This window comes from Shewanella gelidimarina, from assembly GCF_023283945.1.
Lineage (GTDB): Bacteria > Pseudomonadota > Gammaproteobacteria > Enterobacterales > Shewanellaceae > Shewanella > Shewanella gelidimarina.
In genome coordinates, this window is record NZ_JAKIKW010000021.1 from 1 (window position 1) to 16,144 (window position 16,144).

The window sequence follows — 16,144 nt, forward strand, 5'->3', positions numbered from 1 at the left end:
TTCGAGTGATGATTTCTTAATCAGAAGTCAAACTCGAAGCCCTTAAAGCGCTTGTCACCTGAATCAAATCTCCGAAGAGTTTTAACTCTCTAACACTGCTGCAAGTCCCGTACTACCTAGCGTTTGCTAAGAGCGATTGGCCTGCTGTGCCGTGTCAGTGGATGCGTATTATAGGGAAATACTGATGGAGCACAAGAGGCTTTCTGCATAAAAAGTAAATAAACCTACTGCCCGTCCAAAATCCATTCAAAACGAGCATATATCATGCAAAACAGGTCGGGGATTAGCATTTACTTTAATACACAGCCTTATTACTGTGGTTGCTTTTCGTCTTGATAGGTATTTTAATGGCGAATATAGTAAGGAAGCATTAATTTCATCTATATAAAGGTAAAACTTGCTCAGTTGCTATTAATCTCGTTATCACGCTAGCATGAGTGATGCTGCTTGCATCGTCGACACTAATCATAGATAAAGCTATGGAAGGTAAAAAATGATATTAGATCCAACAAACGATCTTACTAGAGGCGGACATACTCAAGGTATATTCGCTCAATCGCTTTGGATAACACTTTGTGGTGTATTACTGTTCGCGAGCCTATTTAGCACTCATTCATATGCTAGCGAAATTTATACATGGGTTGATGAACAAGGCGTAACTCACTTTAGTCAGGAACCTCCCGAGCAAAAAGAAGCTAAAAAGATCTATAGCGAAGACATTCAGCCAGCTAAAATAGGCAGTGTCGCACCAACAGTCTCGGCCCCATTAGTAAAAGTCCCTACTGAGTTAGAGAAGTCGGCACTCGCAATAAAGAAATCAGATAAAGCACAAGCGAAAACAATTTGTGAAAGTGCTAAGCACAGCCTGAACGTATTAAGCAGTCATTCAAAACTTAATAGAAAGAGTGCAGATACAGGCAAAACGATAGCAATGACAGAAGAGCAGCGACAAGCCGCTATTACCGAACAAAAGGAACGTGTCTCTTTATTTTGCGAGAACTAACGAATATTGAATGAGCAAATATAGAAACAGACTCCGTTTGAGTCTGTTTCAAGTCCACTAGCTACTTGCTAGCCGTAAGGTTATACATTGAACGCGTCACACCATCTTCACATGCTTTAAGACCCGCTTTCCAACCATCATCAAATTTTTCAAGCCCATCAAGAGCTGTATCTTTCGCTACTGAGTCATAAAGTTCTGCTTGTTGTTTCTTCATTACATAAGCATTTTTACAACCACGATAATATCCATAATGATACAGGCTTTCATATTCTTGATTGCCTTCACCAATATAAGGTGCCGATGTTTGCTCTTTCTCATGGCTTGAGTCTGCACAACCTACGATTGTCATTGACGCTAAAACGATAATTGCTAACTGACGTTTCATATTATTGCTTCCCTGTAATCAAATTAAATGCCGCCAATAACCGTGGTACTTGAACACTGCTACTGACCGCTATTTATATTATTTTAATAACATTAAGTATTGTTGAATAATTGGATAATACAAACATATAGTCAATATGATGCTGAAGTCGCTCTATTCGGTAGGCTTAACACTACAAGGGGAGTAAAGGTGTCACTAGCGGTAGAATATAAATGGCTGGCGATACATAAAAAAGTGGCATCAACTTTCGTTGATGCCACTATAAAACGAACTGAATTACCGACTAAACGACAGCGCTACTGCGTAAAGCTGAGTTGTCCCGCGACAACTGAAACTAGGATCGGCGTTCCAGGCTGAAGTTGTCCACTTAAGATCTTTTGAGCGAGTGGATTTTCAACCTCTTGCTGTAGAGCTCGTTTTAGTGGCCTTGCACCATAAATAGGATCGTATCCCGCATCCGCAATAACGGCTAATGCTTCAGCACTGATCTTAAGCTCGTAGTCTTTTTCAGCCAACCTAAGCTGTAACGCCTCTATCTGAATCGCAGCAATATGGGCAATGTTAGCTTTATCCAGCGGATGAAAAACCACGGACTCGTCAATACGGTTTAAAAACTCCGGTCTAAAGTGCTGCGTCACGACCTCCATCACATTAGACTTCATCTCTTCATAGCTTTGTGCACCAAAGCCTGCTTGAATAACATCAGAACCGAGATTTGAGGTCATGATCACTACCGTATTACGAAAATCGACAGTTCGACCTTGGCCATCAGTTAAGCGGCCATCATCTAATACCTGCAATAAGATATTAAACACATCGGGATGTGCCTTTTCGACCTCATCAAGCAAAATAACTGAATAAGGTTTACGTCTTACCGCTTCAGTTAAATAGCCGCCTTCTTCATAACCTACATATCCAGGAGGCGCTCCAACCAAACGCGATACAGAGTGCTTCTCCATAAACTCAGACATATCAATTCGTACTAGTGAAGATTCAGTATCAAATAGAAACTTGGCCAGTGACTTACAAAGCTCTGTTTTCCCCACACCCGTCGGACCTAAAAATAGAAAAGAACCGATAGGGCGACTCGGATCGGAAAGGCCTGCTCTACTGCGACGAATCGCATTGGATACAGAATCAACTGCTTCGTTCTGACCGATGACGCGTTCATGTAACGCATCTTCCATCTGCAATAACTTTTCCCGCTCGCCTTCAAGCATCTTTGACACTGGGATCCCGGTCGCTTTAGATAACACTTCAGCGATCTCAACGTCTGTCACTTTATTACGCAGTAAGGTCATATCTTGCATTTCAGCTTGGGCTGCCAAGTCGAGCTGTTTTTCAAGCGCCGGGATACGGCCATACTGTAACTCTGACATGCGCGTTAAATCGCCGGCACGCCTCGCGACCTCTAAATCCATTCTAGCCTGCTCTAAATCAGCCTTGATATGCTGAGTCCCAGCAAGCGCGGCTTTTTCGGTGTGCCAAATCTCATTTAGCTCAGCCGCTTTTGCCTCAACCTCTTTAAGCTCAGTGCGAAGTACCTCTAAACGACGTAAACTCGCTTCATCTTCCTCTTTCCTTACCGCTTGCTCTTCAAGTTTTAACTGAATTGCACGACGTTCGAGTCGATCGAGAGATTCGGGCTTTGAATCTATTTGGATTCTGATGCTCGACGCGGCTTCATCAATCAGGTCGATCGCTTTGTCAGGTAGCTTTCGGTCTGAAATATAGCGATTAGACATGGTCGCAGCCGCGACAATTGCAGGGTCTGTAATTTCAACATGATGATGCAGCTCGTAACGCTCTTTGAGACCACGTAAAATAGCAATGGTATCTTCAACGTTAGGCTCATCCACCAGCACTTTTTGAAAACGCCGCTCTAACGCAGCATCCTTTTCAATATATTTTCTGTACTCATCTAATGTTGTCGCACCGACACAATGCAAATCACCACGTGCCAATGCTGGTTTAAGCATATTCCCCGCATCCATTGCACCATCGCCTTTACCAGCACCGACCATAGTGTGCAGTTCATCAATAAAGAGGATAACTTGACCCTCTTCTTGAGAAAGCTCATTAAGAACCGCTTTTAGACGTTCTTCAAATTCACCACGATATTTAGCGCCAGCAATCAATGCGCCCATATCCAAAGATAGTACCCGCTTATTTTTAATGCCTTCAGGTACTTCATTGTTAATAATCCGCTGCGCTAACCCTTCAACAATGGCCGTCTTACCGACCCCGGGATCACCAATCAATACAGGATTGTTTTTACTACGACGTTGCAATACTTGGATCGTACGACGAATTTCGTCATCACGACCAATAACGGGGTCTAACTTGCCCTGCTCTGCTCGCTCAGTGAGATCAACAGTGAACTTTTTCAACGCTTGACGCTGATCTTCAGCGTTAGGATCATCAACCTTTTGGCCATTACGCATCTGTTCTATGGTCGACTCCATTAACGCTTTTGTTGCACCAGACTTCTTTAACGCCTGTGCTAGGGCATCACTGCCTTCGAGCGCGGCTAATACAAATAGCTCACTTGAAATAAATTTGTCTTTGCGCTTTTGCGCTAATTTATCGCACAAATTCAGCACACGGATTAGCGCTTGAGATAACTGAACATCTCCGCCCGTGCCTTCAACTTGTGGTCGTTGTTCTAACTCTTGGCTCAATAACGAGCGCAGAGTACTCACCTTAATACCCGCTTGGGTCAATAATGGGTGAATGGAACCGCCGTCTTGATTCAGCAATGCCATCATCAAATGGGCTGGTTCTATAAATTGGTGGTCTCGGCCTAATGCCAATGATTGAGCATCCGAGATAGCAATTTGGAATTTATTTGTCATACGGTCGAGTCGCATCATTCCTCCGATAACTCAGTTAGATTTGTAGTTGGGACATGCATGGTGCACCGAGTTGGATACTCTTAATTGGAGTACTTAATCCATTCACGCTTTGATACAAACAAGAATAGGTTTGCTCTACAAGACAGTAAAGCTTCTGATAACTAAAATATGGGGGTTAATCAAGAAAATTCAAGTTATTTTTTAAGCATCAAGCCAAATAAATGATGCCATTCTGCCAGTAACACCGTCACGGCGATAAGAAAAAAATGATTCATTATCCGTTACCGTGCAACGCGTATCAGCAAAAAGGGTTTTCACCCCAGCTTTGGCTAATCTGAGTTTTGCCAATCCCTGAAGATCAGCTAGGTATTTATGGCTAAGATGTTCTCTTACGGGGACAAAAAAGTGCTGAGCCTCTGGGTGCTTTGCTTCGAATTGTTGTTTGACTTCAGAGCCAACTTCAAAAGCTTTAGGCCCAATTGCAGGTCCTAAGTAAGCCACGAGTTCTTGTGGAGAGTGAGAAAATTTGTTGATTGCCGCTTCAATAATACCGTCACACAACCCGCGCCACCCAGCATGAACCGCTGCGACCTCGGTTCCGTTTTTATCACACAGTAAAATAGGCAGACAATCAGCAGTCATCACCACACACACTTGGTTGCTGTTATTACAGTAGCTCCCATCTGCATGATGGACTTCGCTGTTATCGGCATTAACAAGCTTAATACTGTGAGTTTGCTCAAGCCAAGCAGGAGTTACAGGAAGGTTTAGGCGTTGCAAAATTATTTGCCGGTTACCGTTGACGCGAGTGATATTATCACCAACATGGGCACCGAGGTTGAGACTATCAAAAGGGGGTAAGCTTATGCCACCTTGTCGAGTCGAAAAAGCTAAGTTTACCCCCGGAGGAATAAACCAAGCTTGTTTCTCATCGAAAACATCTGTCATTAAATAACAGGTGGATTATCAATCGTATCTTGACGAAGAGCTTTAGTCAGCTTCACCATATCAGCAGGGATCGGCGCTCGCCAGCTCATCACTTCACAAGTGAAAGGATGTGCTAGTTCAAGTCGAACCGCATGCAATGCTTGTCGTCTGAAAGCCATATAGGTTTCAAAAAAGTCTGGCGCTGCCCCTTTTGGAGGACGCGGTCGACCTGCATAAACAGGATCACCGACCAATACATGGCCGATATAAGCCATATGCACACGAATTTGGTGTGTACGACCAGATTCTAGGCGAAGGCGTAAACGCGTATGCAGTCTGAACTTTTCAGCCACACGATAATGCGTCATCGCCGGCTTGCCATTGTGCACTACAGCCATATGTGTACGTTTGCTTGGGTGACGATCGATAGGCTCATCGACTGTACCGCCCGCAATAATCCCACCGAGAACAATCGCTTCGTATTCACGAGTGATCTCACGAGCTTGCAGTGCCGTAACCAAATGGGTTTGCGCTTCAACCGTTTTAGCCACAACCATTAAACCGGAGGTGTCTTTATCTAAACGATGCACAATACCTGCTCGCGGTACCAACTCGATACCAGGGCAATGATGCAGTAATGCATTCATTAGCGTACCGTCTTGATTACCAGCACCAGGATGTACTACTAGACCTGCTTGCTTATTGATAACCAAAATATGATCATCTTCATAAATAATATCAAGATCGATCGCTTCGGCTTTTGCGGATGTTTCCTCTTCCAGTGTTGCATCTACGACGACGTCCTGACCTTCCAGAACTTTCACTCTGGGTTTATCAGCAACTGTACCGTCGATGTATACTGCACCGGACAGAATCCACTCTTTAATGCGTGTTCGCGAGTAATCAGGGAACAAATCAGCCAGAGTCTGGTCCAATCTTTGGCCTGATTGTGTTGATGTTATCTCGCTTTTTAGTTTAATCTCTTGAGTCATATGAACCGTACCCACGTTTCGGGGTCCAAAAATGTTTACTATCTGTTACAATCGGATTGTTTCTATTTTATCGTGAAATGGAAAAATTCATAACTATAACTTTAAAAGAATCGAATTCAAGTATGCATAAATTTGCCAAAAGTGTTGCTGTAGTGCTAATTTCGCTTGCTGCTACGGCCTGTAGTAGTAAACAGGGCGAAGACCCTGCAATGATCAAAAGTTCACCTGAAGTGCTTTATTCTCAAGCAAGAACCTCTATGGAGCTGGGAAATTACAGCAAAGCAGTTCGTTCTTTAGAAGCTTTAGATTCCCGTTTCCCGTTTGGACCTCATAAAACACAAGTCCAACTCGATTTAATATTTGCTTACTACAAGCTTGATGACCCAGCTTCAGGCATTGCTAACATCGACCGTTTTATTAGATTAAATCCAACACATAAAGACATTGATTACGTTTATTATATGCGCGGTCTTGTCAATATGCAGTCTGATCGCTACCTGTTCCACGACATGTTAAATATCGATAGATCTGATCGTGATCCTAAAGCAGCACAAGATGCATTTAAGGATTTTGACAGACTGGTTAAGTCTTATCCAAACAGTAAGTATGCAGCAGATGCGCAAAAACGCATGCAACACTTAAAAAATAGACTAGCACTTTACTCGATCAAGGTAGCTGAATACTACATAAAAATGAATGCATGGAGTGCAGCAGCTATTCGCGCCCAGCTAGTTATGGAAGGTTATCCAGGTACACCGTCCACCGAAAGAGCATTAGAGATCATGTCTAAAGCATACGGTGAGTTAGGACAAGATAAGCTTAAAGAGCATGCACTTATGGTCATGCAAGCCAACTTCCCAAGCAATAAGTTAGTCGCAAAACAGTAATTAATAACCGTGTTTTATCACGGGTTATAAAAAATAAAGGCCTCAAATGAGGCCTTTATTTTTTTTAATAGATTTACGAATGTTGGTAAACAAATCCACCATATAAGTATTTAGTTGCCTCTGCGCCTAATATCATCACTTTGTCACCCGCTTCTAATACGCCAGAATTGATCAGTCTAGAGAGGCTGACCCATATTGCCGCTGAGCCTAAATTACCCAGCCATTTAGCATCGTTAATAACACAACTAGGTTCAATGCTCAGCGCTTCAGCTAACAGAGTATCAATATGACCGTTCGCTTGGTGAGGTAAAATAAAACGAAAGTCATCAAGATGGTGTCCATGAGACTGCAAAGCCGCTAATCCAAGTTCAAATAATTGGCTACCCTGCTTCCTGACGGCTGCCGTATTATGATGAAACCTCGCCATCTGCTTATTAGCAACATCATTAGAACCACCATCAAGATAAAAGCCAGCATCTTTACCAACGCCGATATGACCTAAATAGATATCAGAAATAATCCCAGAGGCACCGTTTGCTTGCTCAATAGGCGCTAACACTACCGCTGCAGCACCATCTCCCATTTGCACATAATTGACTAACTGCTCAGTATCGATAAATTGATTATCCATATCAAAGAAGACCGAACCGGTTTCACAACCCACTATTGCTACCGGCTGCTGATTAACAGCACAAAAGGCAGACGCTATCTGCAGACCATTGGCAAAACCGGTGCAGGCTTGGCGTAATTCTAAATAAGGACCATGGTATGCCTGTTTATCTGCTATCCACGCAGCATTTGGAGGCACCTGAGTATGGGGGGTGCATGTATGGGAAAGCAGATAGTCGAGCTGTTCCATTTCAACGTTTGCCGCGGCAAGTGCCGCCTTTAACGCTTGTACACTCAGCTCTATACTCGTCGGTGACGGTGTGCTGGTTGCCACATTAAGATTGCGAGTTAAATGCCGTCCCTGTATCCCCATTCTGCGAGCAATTGCTTTGGCTTTTCTCGCGGTCAGTGAGCCACATTGATGCTTGAGCTTTTCAAGCAGCAGTTCATTACTAATGTTGGTATGAGGCAAAGCGTGAGCGATCCCTTTTAAACAAAGCGAATGCTTTGCAAATTTTACCGCCATTTAGCCTCCAGTTTTTGATTAAGTCTATCCAAACAGACCCCCATTGACTCAAATGCATCGCCTTGAGTCTGCAGTAACGTCATCAAGTCACCCACGACATACTCATGCTGATGGGAAAATTGATTCAACGTTGCTCCTAGTGCTATCGCGTGTTTACGACTAACGTAGACGTGCTTTGCTTCATCTTTCTTAATGAGGCCACACAATTGAGAAAAACGATGTTCATCACCTAAATCACAATGCTCAAACGCTTGCATGATATGAGTAACACAGGTATCTAATATGGCAATTCTGACAAAATGTTCACTGTAGCTATCCACTCGGCCTAAGTGGGCATAAAAGCGTTTTGCTTTTCTCTGCACTTGAGTGAACTCAGGACGTGAGCTTAATGACAAAGCCACATGCTGCAGAGCAATGTCATGACGATGCTCATCGGCTTCTACAGCTTGCAAACAAGCCCGCAGCGAGTGTTGTTCTGTCGCTAAACGCTGGATCTCAGTATTAAAAACGAGTTGTGCTGATTGTTCGCCACATAACAACAGCGGTAATAAACGGCTCATGGCCTCCGTTTGAGTGTCGGTGAACTGCACTGGACGCTGTTGAGCCTCAGCGAGCCAATGCATGATACGTTGGCTATTAGCGGGCAATGCTGTTTGAGGCGCCGTTATGGTTTTAAGCGGAAAACAGCGAGTAAGCACTTTAGTCTGCATCTATTCTCCTTAACATCCAACGCTGATAAAGCACAGGTAACATCAATACATCAAAGCCCCAAGCAAATAGAACCACTAAGCAAGAGAGCAAACTCAATTGCGAGATAGGGGCAAAGTCGGACATTAATCCAATAGAAAAACCTAAAGAGATGGTCAGTGTGGTGAATGTAATCACAGGCAAAACCTGACTGAATGCATCCCACATACTAGTGGTATTGCTGTGACTGCAATCTTTGCTGGGCAATCTAAGCATCAAATGCAATGTATCATCAACAATAATGCCCAGCATCATCCCCAATACAACCGCGGTACCGAGGCTGATAAAGCCGCCATTGAGCTGCCATAAAGCAAATACCCACAACAGTGGTAAAAAATTAAGCAATAACCCCATAAAGCCAAAGGCTAATGAGCGTTTCAACATACTCAGTAGCACTGCTAACGCCAGTAACGCCACACCGAATGAAATCAGCATATTGTTAGCATTGTCGATACTGAGATGGGCAAACAATAAATTACTGCCAAGAGACGGGCTGACATCAATATTTTGGGCATTGCTTGCTAACCAAGTATTCACTTTCGTTTCAAATGCCACCAATTCCATCGCCGTCATTGGCACTAGGTACAAGGTCACTAAACTAGCATTCTTGTGCTTATTTAGTTCGCTTTGTAAGCGTAATTGCACGACTGATTTTTCAGTTAATAAACGCTTAAACTGGGTCTGCCCCATACCGGTACTTTTAATCCAATCGCCCAGATGCTGAACCTTATTAACCTCAGGTTGTACTTTTAGATAACGGGCGAATTTATATATAAAAGCCAATTCAACTTTATCAATCTGAGCACCTTTTTTACTACTAACAACATAGTGTTGTAAGTTAATCCCCGCAAAGTACTGTCGCATTTTTTGACTAGATACTGTGAAGGAGTTATTCGATTCGAAGTAACCTAAAGGGTCATCATTGAGGGTTAACTTGGATACGCTTATCAGCGAGAGAACACTAAGCAATACAATCCCAAGTATTACAGCATTGGGTCTTTTTACATTATATTTGGCGAATAAAAGCACTAAACCAAAGTGCATCCCCTGCTCTTTTATCGGCTTAGAAAATCCAGCAAAGTAGATTAATGTGGTCAAACTTAATAAGTAATTACATAAAACGGCAAATGCCACCAACAAACCAAAACTTTGGATTGGCGGCGAAGGGCTAAACATTAATAAGCTAAAACCCAATATGGTCGTCAGCGTCGAATAGAACAGCGGGGCTTGATTAACACTGACGCTATGCTCAAGCGCTTGGGTATTTGACTTACCTAAGTTGATTGCACGCCGCCAAGCAAAATAGAGATGAGATGCATACGCCAAAGCCAGTGTCACAATAATCACCGGTACAAAGGCGCTTATCGCGGCCAATGTCAGCTTTAACCAAGCCGCGATGCCTAAGGTTAAAATAAGGGTTACAACGCTATTAAGACATAACGCAGTGATCCACACTTTTTGCCTGATAAAAAGCGCTGCCATCAAAAAGATAATACCCAATAACGAGGGTGCAAACCAAAGTAAGTCATGACGTAGCACTTTGGCATATTGCCAATTTAAGGCATGCGTGCCATTGAGATAACTATTTACATTCATTGGCAGCCAGAAAGCACTTGTTGCAGCATCGATTTCATCGAGCGTGCTCATCAACCACACACTACGCGTCGCAAAGGATTTAGACTGTGCCTCGTTTAGTTTTAGCTGTAATAGTATGGCTTGGCCATTTTCCGATAAAACAGACGCTAGGCGTGGATGTTTTTTATAATTAAGTATCTTATCCGCGCTAACATCACCTTGAAGAAACTGATTATAGCCCTGAACACTTATTACATTTGGATTGCCTTTCAGCTGTTCTATAAAGGTGAGAAGAGGTTCAGCAAGCTCCGCTTCTCGCCAATGTTGCTTACTTTCAAGTAGTAGCCATAATTGGTCGTGGCGTTCGAAACTATCGTTCATCTGGTTAAACGCTACAAACCGAGGATCTGTTGGTGAGAAGTAATCACTAAAGTTAACATCGAGGTTGAGTCTATGCAGACCTAACAAAGAAAGCAGGATCAACAAAATGATACTGACAAACAGTCCTAAAGGATGGCGCTGAATAGTCCAAACAGTTCGAATGTGAAGCCCCAAGCAATTTCTCCTCGTCGATCTTTTTCTCTGTATAAAGACAAGACCGTGGAAAGGCCTAATAAATTCACACAACTTTAACATTACTCCATGGTAACGCTACCAAAGTGATCCATTGCAATGAATCGCTTAGTTCTGCAGCTAAACGCTGGATAATTCAACGTGCGAACAAAAGAAAGCACCATTTAGCAAAAAATAGTTGACTCAAATCAGTAAAAGCCTTTTAATAGCGCCGTTGCCCGAATAGCTCAGTCGGTAGAGCAGAGGATTGAAAATCCTCGTGTCCCTGGTTCGATTCCGGGTTCGGGCACCAATATTTAGTTTAGGTGTAGCAACATTTAAACCAGAGTCTAAGGCAAGTTAAGACCTTAAGCACTCAACATGAAACCTCGCCTAGCGAGGTTTTTTTGTATCTGCTATTTAAAACACTATCAACACAGCTTCGAACTCTGTATGCCGGACTCAGCAGGTACCGCTAGACTTACCACCAGCTGCAGATACAAAAAAGCCAATCACCTTAATGACTGGCTTTATTTTACTTAGCGTTGGCAGAGCTTCTACTGCACGCTCTATTACAGCGCGTTGTAGCTCACACTGAAGAAGACTTCTCTTCCAGGGCTGAAGTAGTTTGCCACTGAAATGATCTCTTCATCAAACACATTATTGGCTTTTAAGCGCAGCTGCCAATTGTCAGTCACCTTATATCCTAGTCCCAGATCTAACTGATGATATGCGTCTAAGTATTGGTCGTAACCTGCGTATCGTTTGCCTTGATAATGGTAGTTAGCCAACAGATCAAAATCTTGCCACTGATAACTCAACGAATAGTTAAACTCATTCTCGCTACGGCCAGTAAGTGCCTTTTCAGTCGCTTTATCTTCAGTATCTAAATAGGTATACGCTAACTGATGCTCTAGGCCAAACAAGCCAAACTTAGTAAAAAATTCAGCGCCGGTGATTTCGGCATTGTTAACATTAGCAGGTTTCCAAATCTCCCAACCATTATCGCCAATGATCCCCGTAGGAGCCCAAGCAATGAGATTATCGATGTCGTTCTTGAATAGGCTGACATAAGCTTGAACATCATTACGTCGATAGTTTAAGGTCATATCGTAACTTTCAGATGTTTCTGACAACAGTTCAGGATTACCTGAGCCTGGCCAGTACAAGTCATTAAAAGTTGGTACCTTAAACGCTGTACCGGTTGTCGCCGACAAACGCCATTGTTCATTGAACTGGTAAGCCAGACTTAGGTTATAAGTCGTTTCGCTATCAACATTTTCTACGTCGTCATAACGAACTGCGACTTCAGCAAGTAGCTTTTGCCATTGCTTCTCAACCAACAGATAAGCACCAACGATGTCACGGTCATTTTGCGCATAATCGCCAAGTACGGCTTCATTTGACCAATCAATACCACCGCTTAAGTTTAAGCCATTTCCAACGAGGTATTGATTGCTCCAATTCACTTGCTTACGCTTAGTTTCATATTTGGCAATTCCGGCTGCCGCGTTATCACCACGGAAGTTCTCGTTATAATCTCGAGACTGGCTATATGCCAATTTACTCGTGTATTTTCCGCCAGTATATTGCGTACCTAAATTCCAAAGGTAATTAGCATAATCAGACTCATCCACACCACCACTGCCATAAATATCATCAAATTGATTGTTGCCTCTGTCGTATTGACCACTCCAGAGTGCCTGCCACTGCTGGCTAAGTAACTGTGAACCTTTAAGTGATATAGAGGTACGGTCGTAACCATCAGCATCATTTTCAGATTCTGCACCGTCATAAACATCATAGCCATTTGATTGCTCACGACTTACAACGAGTGTACTACTGCCCTCTCCGTGCTCCATTCCAAAACCAGCAGAGCCACGAAGATAATCATTAGTACCGTACTCTGCACCAACAAAGCCTTCGCCGCTTTTAAGTTGGCGAGTAAATATTTGAATCACGCCGCCGATGGCATCACTGCCCCAAACAGAGGCTCTAGGACCTTTTAAGACCTCTATACGCTCAATATTTTCTGGCGATATGCTGTTGAAGCTAACCGAGCCAAGTGTCGCGGAGCCCACTTTTACGCCATCAACAATAACTAAGACATGACTTGAGTTACTACCACGAATGCTAACTGAAGTAGTTTGACCCGCCCCACCATTACGCGTGACGCTTACGCCAGGCAGAATTTCTAAAACGTCTGCAATGGATTTGGGATTCAGACGCTCTATCTCTTCACGTTCAATGGTGTTGATGACGGTAAGCTGCTGATCAGTCGTTCTGTCAAAACGTGCACCGGTAACAGTGATAGTTTCGTCAACGACAAGTTGTTGGCTGGATTCTGCGGCCAGTACAGGCAAAGCAGATAAGCTGAGCACGCTGCTGATAAGCAACGCGATTTTTGAAGGTTGTGTACCCATTTACCCTTGACTCCTGAAGGAAAACGGGGCAATGCGTCACGGAATGACAAATAGTTAAGCGCTAAAATTCCATCGCTACATTTGCACACTGCCGCACTTCGAGATCTGCCCGCCGAAATCATCGAAATCACTTTACGGGCCGGTCTCCGGACTTAGGTTCTATATCGATTTAAGTATCGATATGCGAATACAAGCTTTAATGCGCCTGTCTCTCACCATTCACCGTTGCGGGGGCAGTGTCAGAATTTAACTGACTTCCCGATTATCCTTACTCAACATTTAAGCTGAAAGTTAAGGCACCAATAAAGTTGACTAGTTTGTTATTGTTAATCGTTGTTACACTGCAATAACCTTAGGTTACCGCTTTGTGCGCGCATTATAGGCGTCTATACGGTTAAATGTCTAACTTATCAAAAAGCGATTTGTTCTAGCTTAGATTACAAATATTCAACAGAGGATATCTGCAGATAACGAAAAGGGGCGGGCTTAACCAGAAATGTTCACTAATACTTTAGTCAGAGCCATTCATACTGAAGTCGAAAAGCGACAAATGGCTCAAACATCAGGTGGGACCTGATAATTGAAAAGCTAACCCCCAGCACAAAAGTACTACTGAGCACCTAATGCGTTAGTTTAACTTGAAAGGCGTTATCGCAGACATAAACTCACGATAGTTAGCTCTTTCAACTGGTGCAGATTTTGAAGTGAACTCCTCCCCTCTCATCGACTTATGAATAAGGTACAGGTCATTTTCGCCTTTTACCGCAGTGTAATGGCCAATTTCACCTAAGTGTTCTAGCGCTTTATAAGCGTTAGCTTGTAACCCATTAAGATGCGTGTTGGGCATTCGAGTGCAGCCCATAATGGCACTTGCCGTCTGATGACCATCAATGAATTCGTCATCTACACGTTCATATAACACGTCACCATAGCAGTTATCTCGATAAGCCTCCGCCATCGTATCGAGAAAATCGCTAGGCTCAATATTGGCAGACAAATCTTTAAAACCTTGAATACATACCATAGATGACCAGTTTCGTAGCTGTTCATTTTTGGGTAAAAATTCAGCTGTAAACATGCCATCTTCTGACTGAGAAAAAGCTAATTTCCAATCGTGTGGTAGGTAAAAACTCAGTTTTTGGCTAAAAATAGGCAGGCGTTTGGCTATTTTGTCGATCGCCACATCCACATCGTCGGATGCATAAAGACTTTGCGAAAAACTGAAATAGAAAAGTACTGAATAGGAAACCCAGCACCGAAGCTGACTTGCTTTCATACCTTTACAATCCTTGTTTAGGGTATTAATTGCGCAACAGTCTATCGTTACTCAACGTAAAGTGGTACATAAAAGATGATTTTTCAACAAAAATAATCTATCGATAGCATCACCGTCAGTAACTCTGCCGTTATGAACACTGCTGGTTAAGCGCACTACAACCCATTATCAGCCTAAATAGCAACGTCACCCTCATAGCTAACATCGCCCAATAGCGATAAGCATGATTTAACCATGCCAAAAGCCAGCCATAAAAAAACCTAGTGCGAACACTAGGCTTATATCTGCGATAAAAAATTAACCCACACGTTATCGGCGGTTGATAACACTCTGATTCAATACACTGAGCATTTTTTCGGTATCATCCCAACCAATGCAAGCATCTGTGACGCTCTGACCATAACAAAGCGGTTGGCCTGCTACTGGATCTTGACGACCTTCAACCAAGTTACTTTCAACCATCACACCAAATATTGACGTTTCACCCGCACTGACTTGGCCGGCGACATCGTCAGCGACCGACATCTGCAATGCAAACTGCTTACAGCTATTAGCATGGCTAAAGTCGATCATTATATTGTTAGGTAGACCGGCTTTATCTAACTGCTTATTTATTTCAACCACATGTGCAGCACTATAATTTGGCTCTTTACCACCGCGCAAAATGATATGGCAATCTGGGTTACCCTTAGTTTCAACAATCGCTGAGTGACCGAATTTAGTCACCGATAAAAAATGGTGCGGAGCATTGGCTGCACCAATCGCATCAATAGCAACTTTAATCGTGCCATCGGTGCCATTTTTAAATCCAACAGGGCTTGAAAGACCAGAAGCTAGCTCTCTATGTACCTGTGATTCCGTGGTACGTGCGCCAATGGCGCCCCAACACATCAGATCTGCCACATACTGTGGCGTGATCATGTCAAGAAACTCACCCGCTGCAGGTAAGCCCATATCATTCAAGTCGAGCAATAACTTGCGTGCTGTGCGCAGGCCATCATTTAACTTAAAGCTGTTATCCATGTTTGGATCGTTGATGAGACCTTTCCAGCCGACGGTAGTACGAGGCTTTTCAAAATAGACTCGCATAACGATCTCTAATTGATCTTTATATTGCTTACGTAACTCCACAAGCCGTTTGCCATATTCAACCGCAGCAATAGGATCATGAATAGAGCACGGGCCAATAACCACAAGTAAGCGGTCATCTTTTTTAGCCAGAATATTGTGGATGCTTTCACGCGCATTAAATACGGTCGCTGATGCGTTCTCTGTTGCTGGAAATCGCTCCAAAATAGCAATTGGAGGTAACAACTCTTTAATCTTATTAATTCGAACATCATCATTTTTGTAATACATGGTAATACTGCGCTCCGTCTAGCGTGTG

Annotated in this window: 12 protein-coding genes, 1 tRNA gene and 1 riboswitch; of the genes, 3 read left to right on the forward strand and 10 right to left on the reverse strand. The window is 43.2% G+C overall.

Annotated elements, in window-relative coordinates; translation table 11 throughout:
• Window positions 1-493: 493 nt before the first annotated feature.
• On the forward strand, window positions 494-1,003 hold the full coding sequence (locus L2729_RS16355) for a DUF4124 domain-containing protein (RefSeq protein ID WP_248989215.1): 510 nt from the start codon (window positions 494-496) through the stop codon (window positions 1,001-1,003).
• Window positions 1,004-1,064: 61 nt separating this feature from the next.
• Here L2729_RS16355 and L2729_RS16360 read toward each other — a convergent pair whose 3' ends face one another.
• From L2729_RS16360 to rluD, 4 genes are all read right to left on the reverse strand, one after another.
• A complete protein-coding gene (locus tag L2729_RS16360; RefSeq protein ID WP_248989216.1) occupies window positions 1,065-1,388 on the reverse strand; it encodes a hypothetical protein in 324 nt (107 codons plus the stop codon).
• A gap of 296 nt (window positions 1,389-1,684) precedes the next feature.
• Window positions 1,685-4,258: an ATP-dependent chaperone ClpB gene (gene clpB / locus L2729_RS16365; RefSeq protein ID WP_248989217.1), complete on the reverse strand. Its 2,574-nt coding sequence runs from the start codon at window positions 4,256-4,258 to the stop codon at window positions 1,685-1,687.
• 186 nt (window positions 4,259-4,444) lie between these two features.
• On the reverse strand, window positions 4,445-5,191 hold the full coding sequence (pgeF, locus tag L2729_RS16370; RefSeq protein ID WP_248989218.1) for a peptidoglycan editing factor PgeF: 747 nt from the start codon (window positions 5,189-5,191) through the stop codon (window positions 4,445-4,447).
• Complete coding sequence (rluD, locus tag L2729_RS16375; protein ID WP_248989219.1) at window positions 5,191-6,162, reverse strand: 23S rRNA pseudouridine(1911/1915/1917) synthase RluD; 972 nt, start codon at window positions 6,160-6,162, stop codon at window positions 5,191-5,193. The genes pgeF and rluD overlap by 1 nt, the downstream gene beginning before the upstream one ends.
• A 122-nt stretch (window positions 6,163-6,284) precedes the next feature.
• Between rluD and L2729_RS16380 the strand changes: the two genes are divergently transcribed.
• Window positions 6,285-7,049, forward strand: coding sequence for an outer membrane protein assembly factor BamD (locus L2729_RS16380; protein WP_248989290.1), 765 nt, complete (start codon window positions 6,285-6,287; stop codon window positions 7,047-7,049).
• Window positions 7,050-7,122: 73 nt separating this feature from the next.
• Here L2729_RS16380 and L2729_RS16385 read toward each other — a convergent pair whose 3' ends face one another.
• The 3 genes from L2729_RS16385 to L2729_RS16395 are packed head-to-tail and all read right to left on the reverse strand — an operon-like array spanning window position 7,123 to window position 11,061.
• Complete coding sequence (locus L2729_RS16385; protein WP_248989220.1) at window positions 7,123-8,184, reverse strand: 3-oxoacyl-ACP synthase III family protein; 1,062 nt, start codon at window positions 8,182-8,184, stop codon at window positions 7,123-7,125.
• Window positions 8,175-8,894, reverse strand: a complete 720-nt coding sequence (locus tag L2729_RS16390; RefSeq protein ID WP_248989221.1) for a hypothetical protein — start codon at window positions 8,892-8,894, stop codon at window positions 8,175-8,177. The genes L2729_RS16385 and L2729_RS16390 overlap by 10 nt, the downstream gene beginning before the upstream one ends.
• Entirely contained in the window at window positions 8,884-11,061 is a 2,178-nt protein-coding gene (locus L2729_RS16395; protein ID WP_248989222.1) for an efflux RND transporter permease subunit, read from the reverse strand. The genes L2729_RS16390 and L2729_RS16395 overlap by 11 nt, the downstream gene beginning before the upstream one ends.
• A 234-nt stretch (window positions 11,062-11,295) precedes the next feature.
• On the opposite strand from L2729_RS16395, the gene L2729_RS16400 reads away from it, so the two are divergent.
• Window positions 11,296-11,371 (forward strand) — tRNA-Phe (locus tag L2729_RS16400).
• Window positions 11,372-11,630: 259 nt separating this feature from the next.
• On the opposite strand, the gene L2729_RS16405 is transcribed toward L2729_RS16400, so the two are convergent.
• From L2729_RS16405 to aroG, 3 genes are all read right to left on the reverse strand, one after another.
• Window positions 11,631-13,481, reverse strand: a complete 1,851-nt coding sequence (locus L2729_RS16405) for a TonB-dependent receptor domain-containing protein (RefSeq protein ID WP_248989223.1) — start codon at window positions 13,479-13,481, stop codon at window positions 11,631-11,633.
• A 120-nt stretch (window positions 13,482-13,601) separates the two neighbouring features.
• Window positions 13,602-13,800, reverse strand: a riboswitch (cobalamin riboswitch).
• A gap of 309 nt (window positions 13,801-14,109) precedes the next feature.
• Entirely contained in the window at window positions 14,110-14,757 is a 648-nt protein-coding gene (locus tag L2729_RS16410; RefSeq protein ID WP_248989224.1) for a hypothetical protein, read from the reverse strand.
• Between the two features lie 309 nt (window positions 14,758-15,066).
• Window positions 15,067-16,116: a 3-deoxy-7-phosphoheptulonate synthase AroG gene (aroG, locus tag L2729_RS16415; RefSeq protein WP_248989225.1), complete on the reverse strand. Its 1,050-nt coding sequence runs from the start codon at window positions 16,114-16,116 to the stop codon at window positions 15,067-15,069.
• Between the last annotated feature and the right edge of the window lie 28 nt (window positions 16,117-16,144).

Excerpts from the sequence above, each read along its gene's own strand:
- L2729_RS16355 (WP_248989215.1), top strand. The coding sequence starts at position 494 with ATGATATTAGATCCAACAAACGATCTTACTAGAGGCGGACATACTCAA.
- L2729_RS16360 (WP_248989216.1), bottom strand. The coding sequence starts at position 1,388 with ATGAAACGTCAGTTAGCAATTATCGTTTTAGCGTCAATGACAATCGTA.
- clpB (WP_248989217.1), bottom strand. The coding sequence starts at position 4,258 with ATGCGACTCGACCGTATGACAAATAAATTCCAAATTGCTATCTCGGAT.
- pgeF (WP_248989218.1), bottom strand. The coding sequence starts at position 5,191 with ATGACAGATGTTTTCGATGAGAAACAAGCTTGGTTTATTCCTCCGGGG.
- rluD (WP_248989219.1), bottom strand. The coding sequence starts at position 6,162 with ATGACTCAAGAGATTAAACTAAAAAGCGAGATAACATCAACACAATCA.
- L2729_RS16380 (WP_248989290.1), top strand. The coding sequence starts at position 6,285 with ATGCATAAATTTGCCAAAAGTGTTGCTGTAGTGCTAATTTCGCTTGCT.
- L2729_RS16385 (WP_248989220.1), bottom strand. The coding sequence starts at position 8,184 with ATGGCGGTAAAATTTGCAAAGCATTCGCTTTGTTTAAAAGGGATCGCT.
- L2729_RS16390 (WP_248989221.1), bottom strand. The coding sequence starts at position 8,894 with ATGCAGACTAAAGTGCTTACTCGCTGTTTTCCGCTTAAAACCATAACG.
- L2729_RS16405 (WP_248989223.1), bottom strand. The coding sequence starts at position 13,481 with ATGGGTACACAACCTTCAAAAATCGCGTTGCTTATCAGCAGCGTGCTC.
- L2729_RS16410 (WP_248989224.1), bottom strand. The coding sequence starts at position 14,757 with ATGAAAGCAAGTCAGCTTCGGTGCTGGGTTTCCTATTCAGTACTTTTC.
- aroG (WP_248989225.1), bottom strand. The coding sequence starts at position 16,116 with ATGTATTACAAAAATGATGATGTTCGAATTAATAAGATTAAAGAGTTG.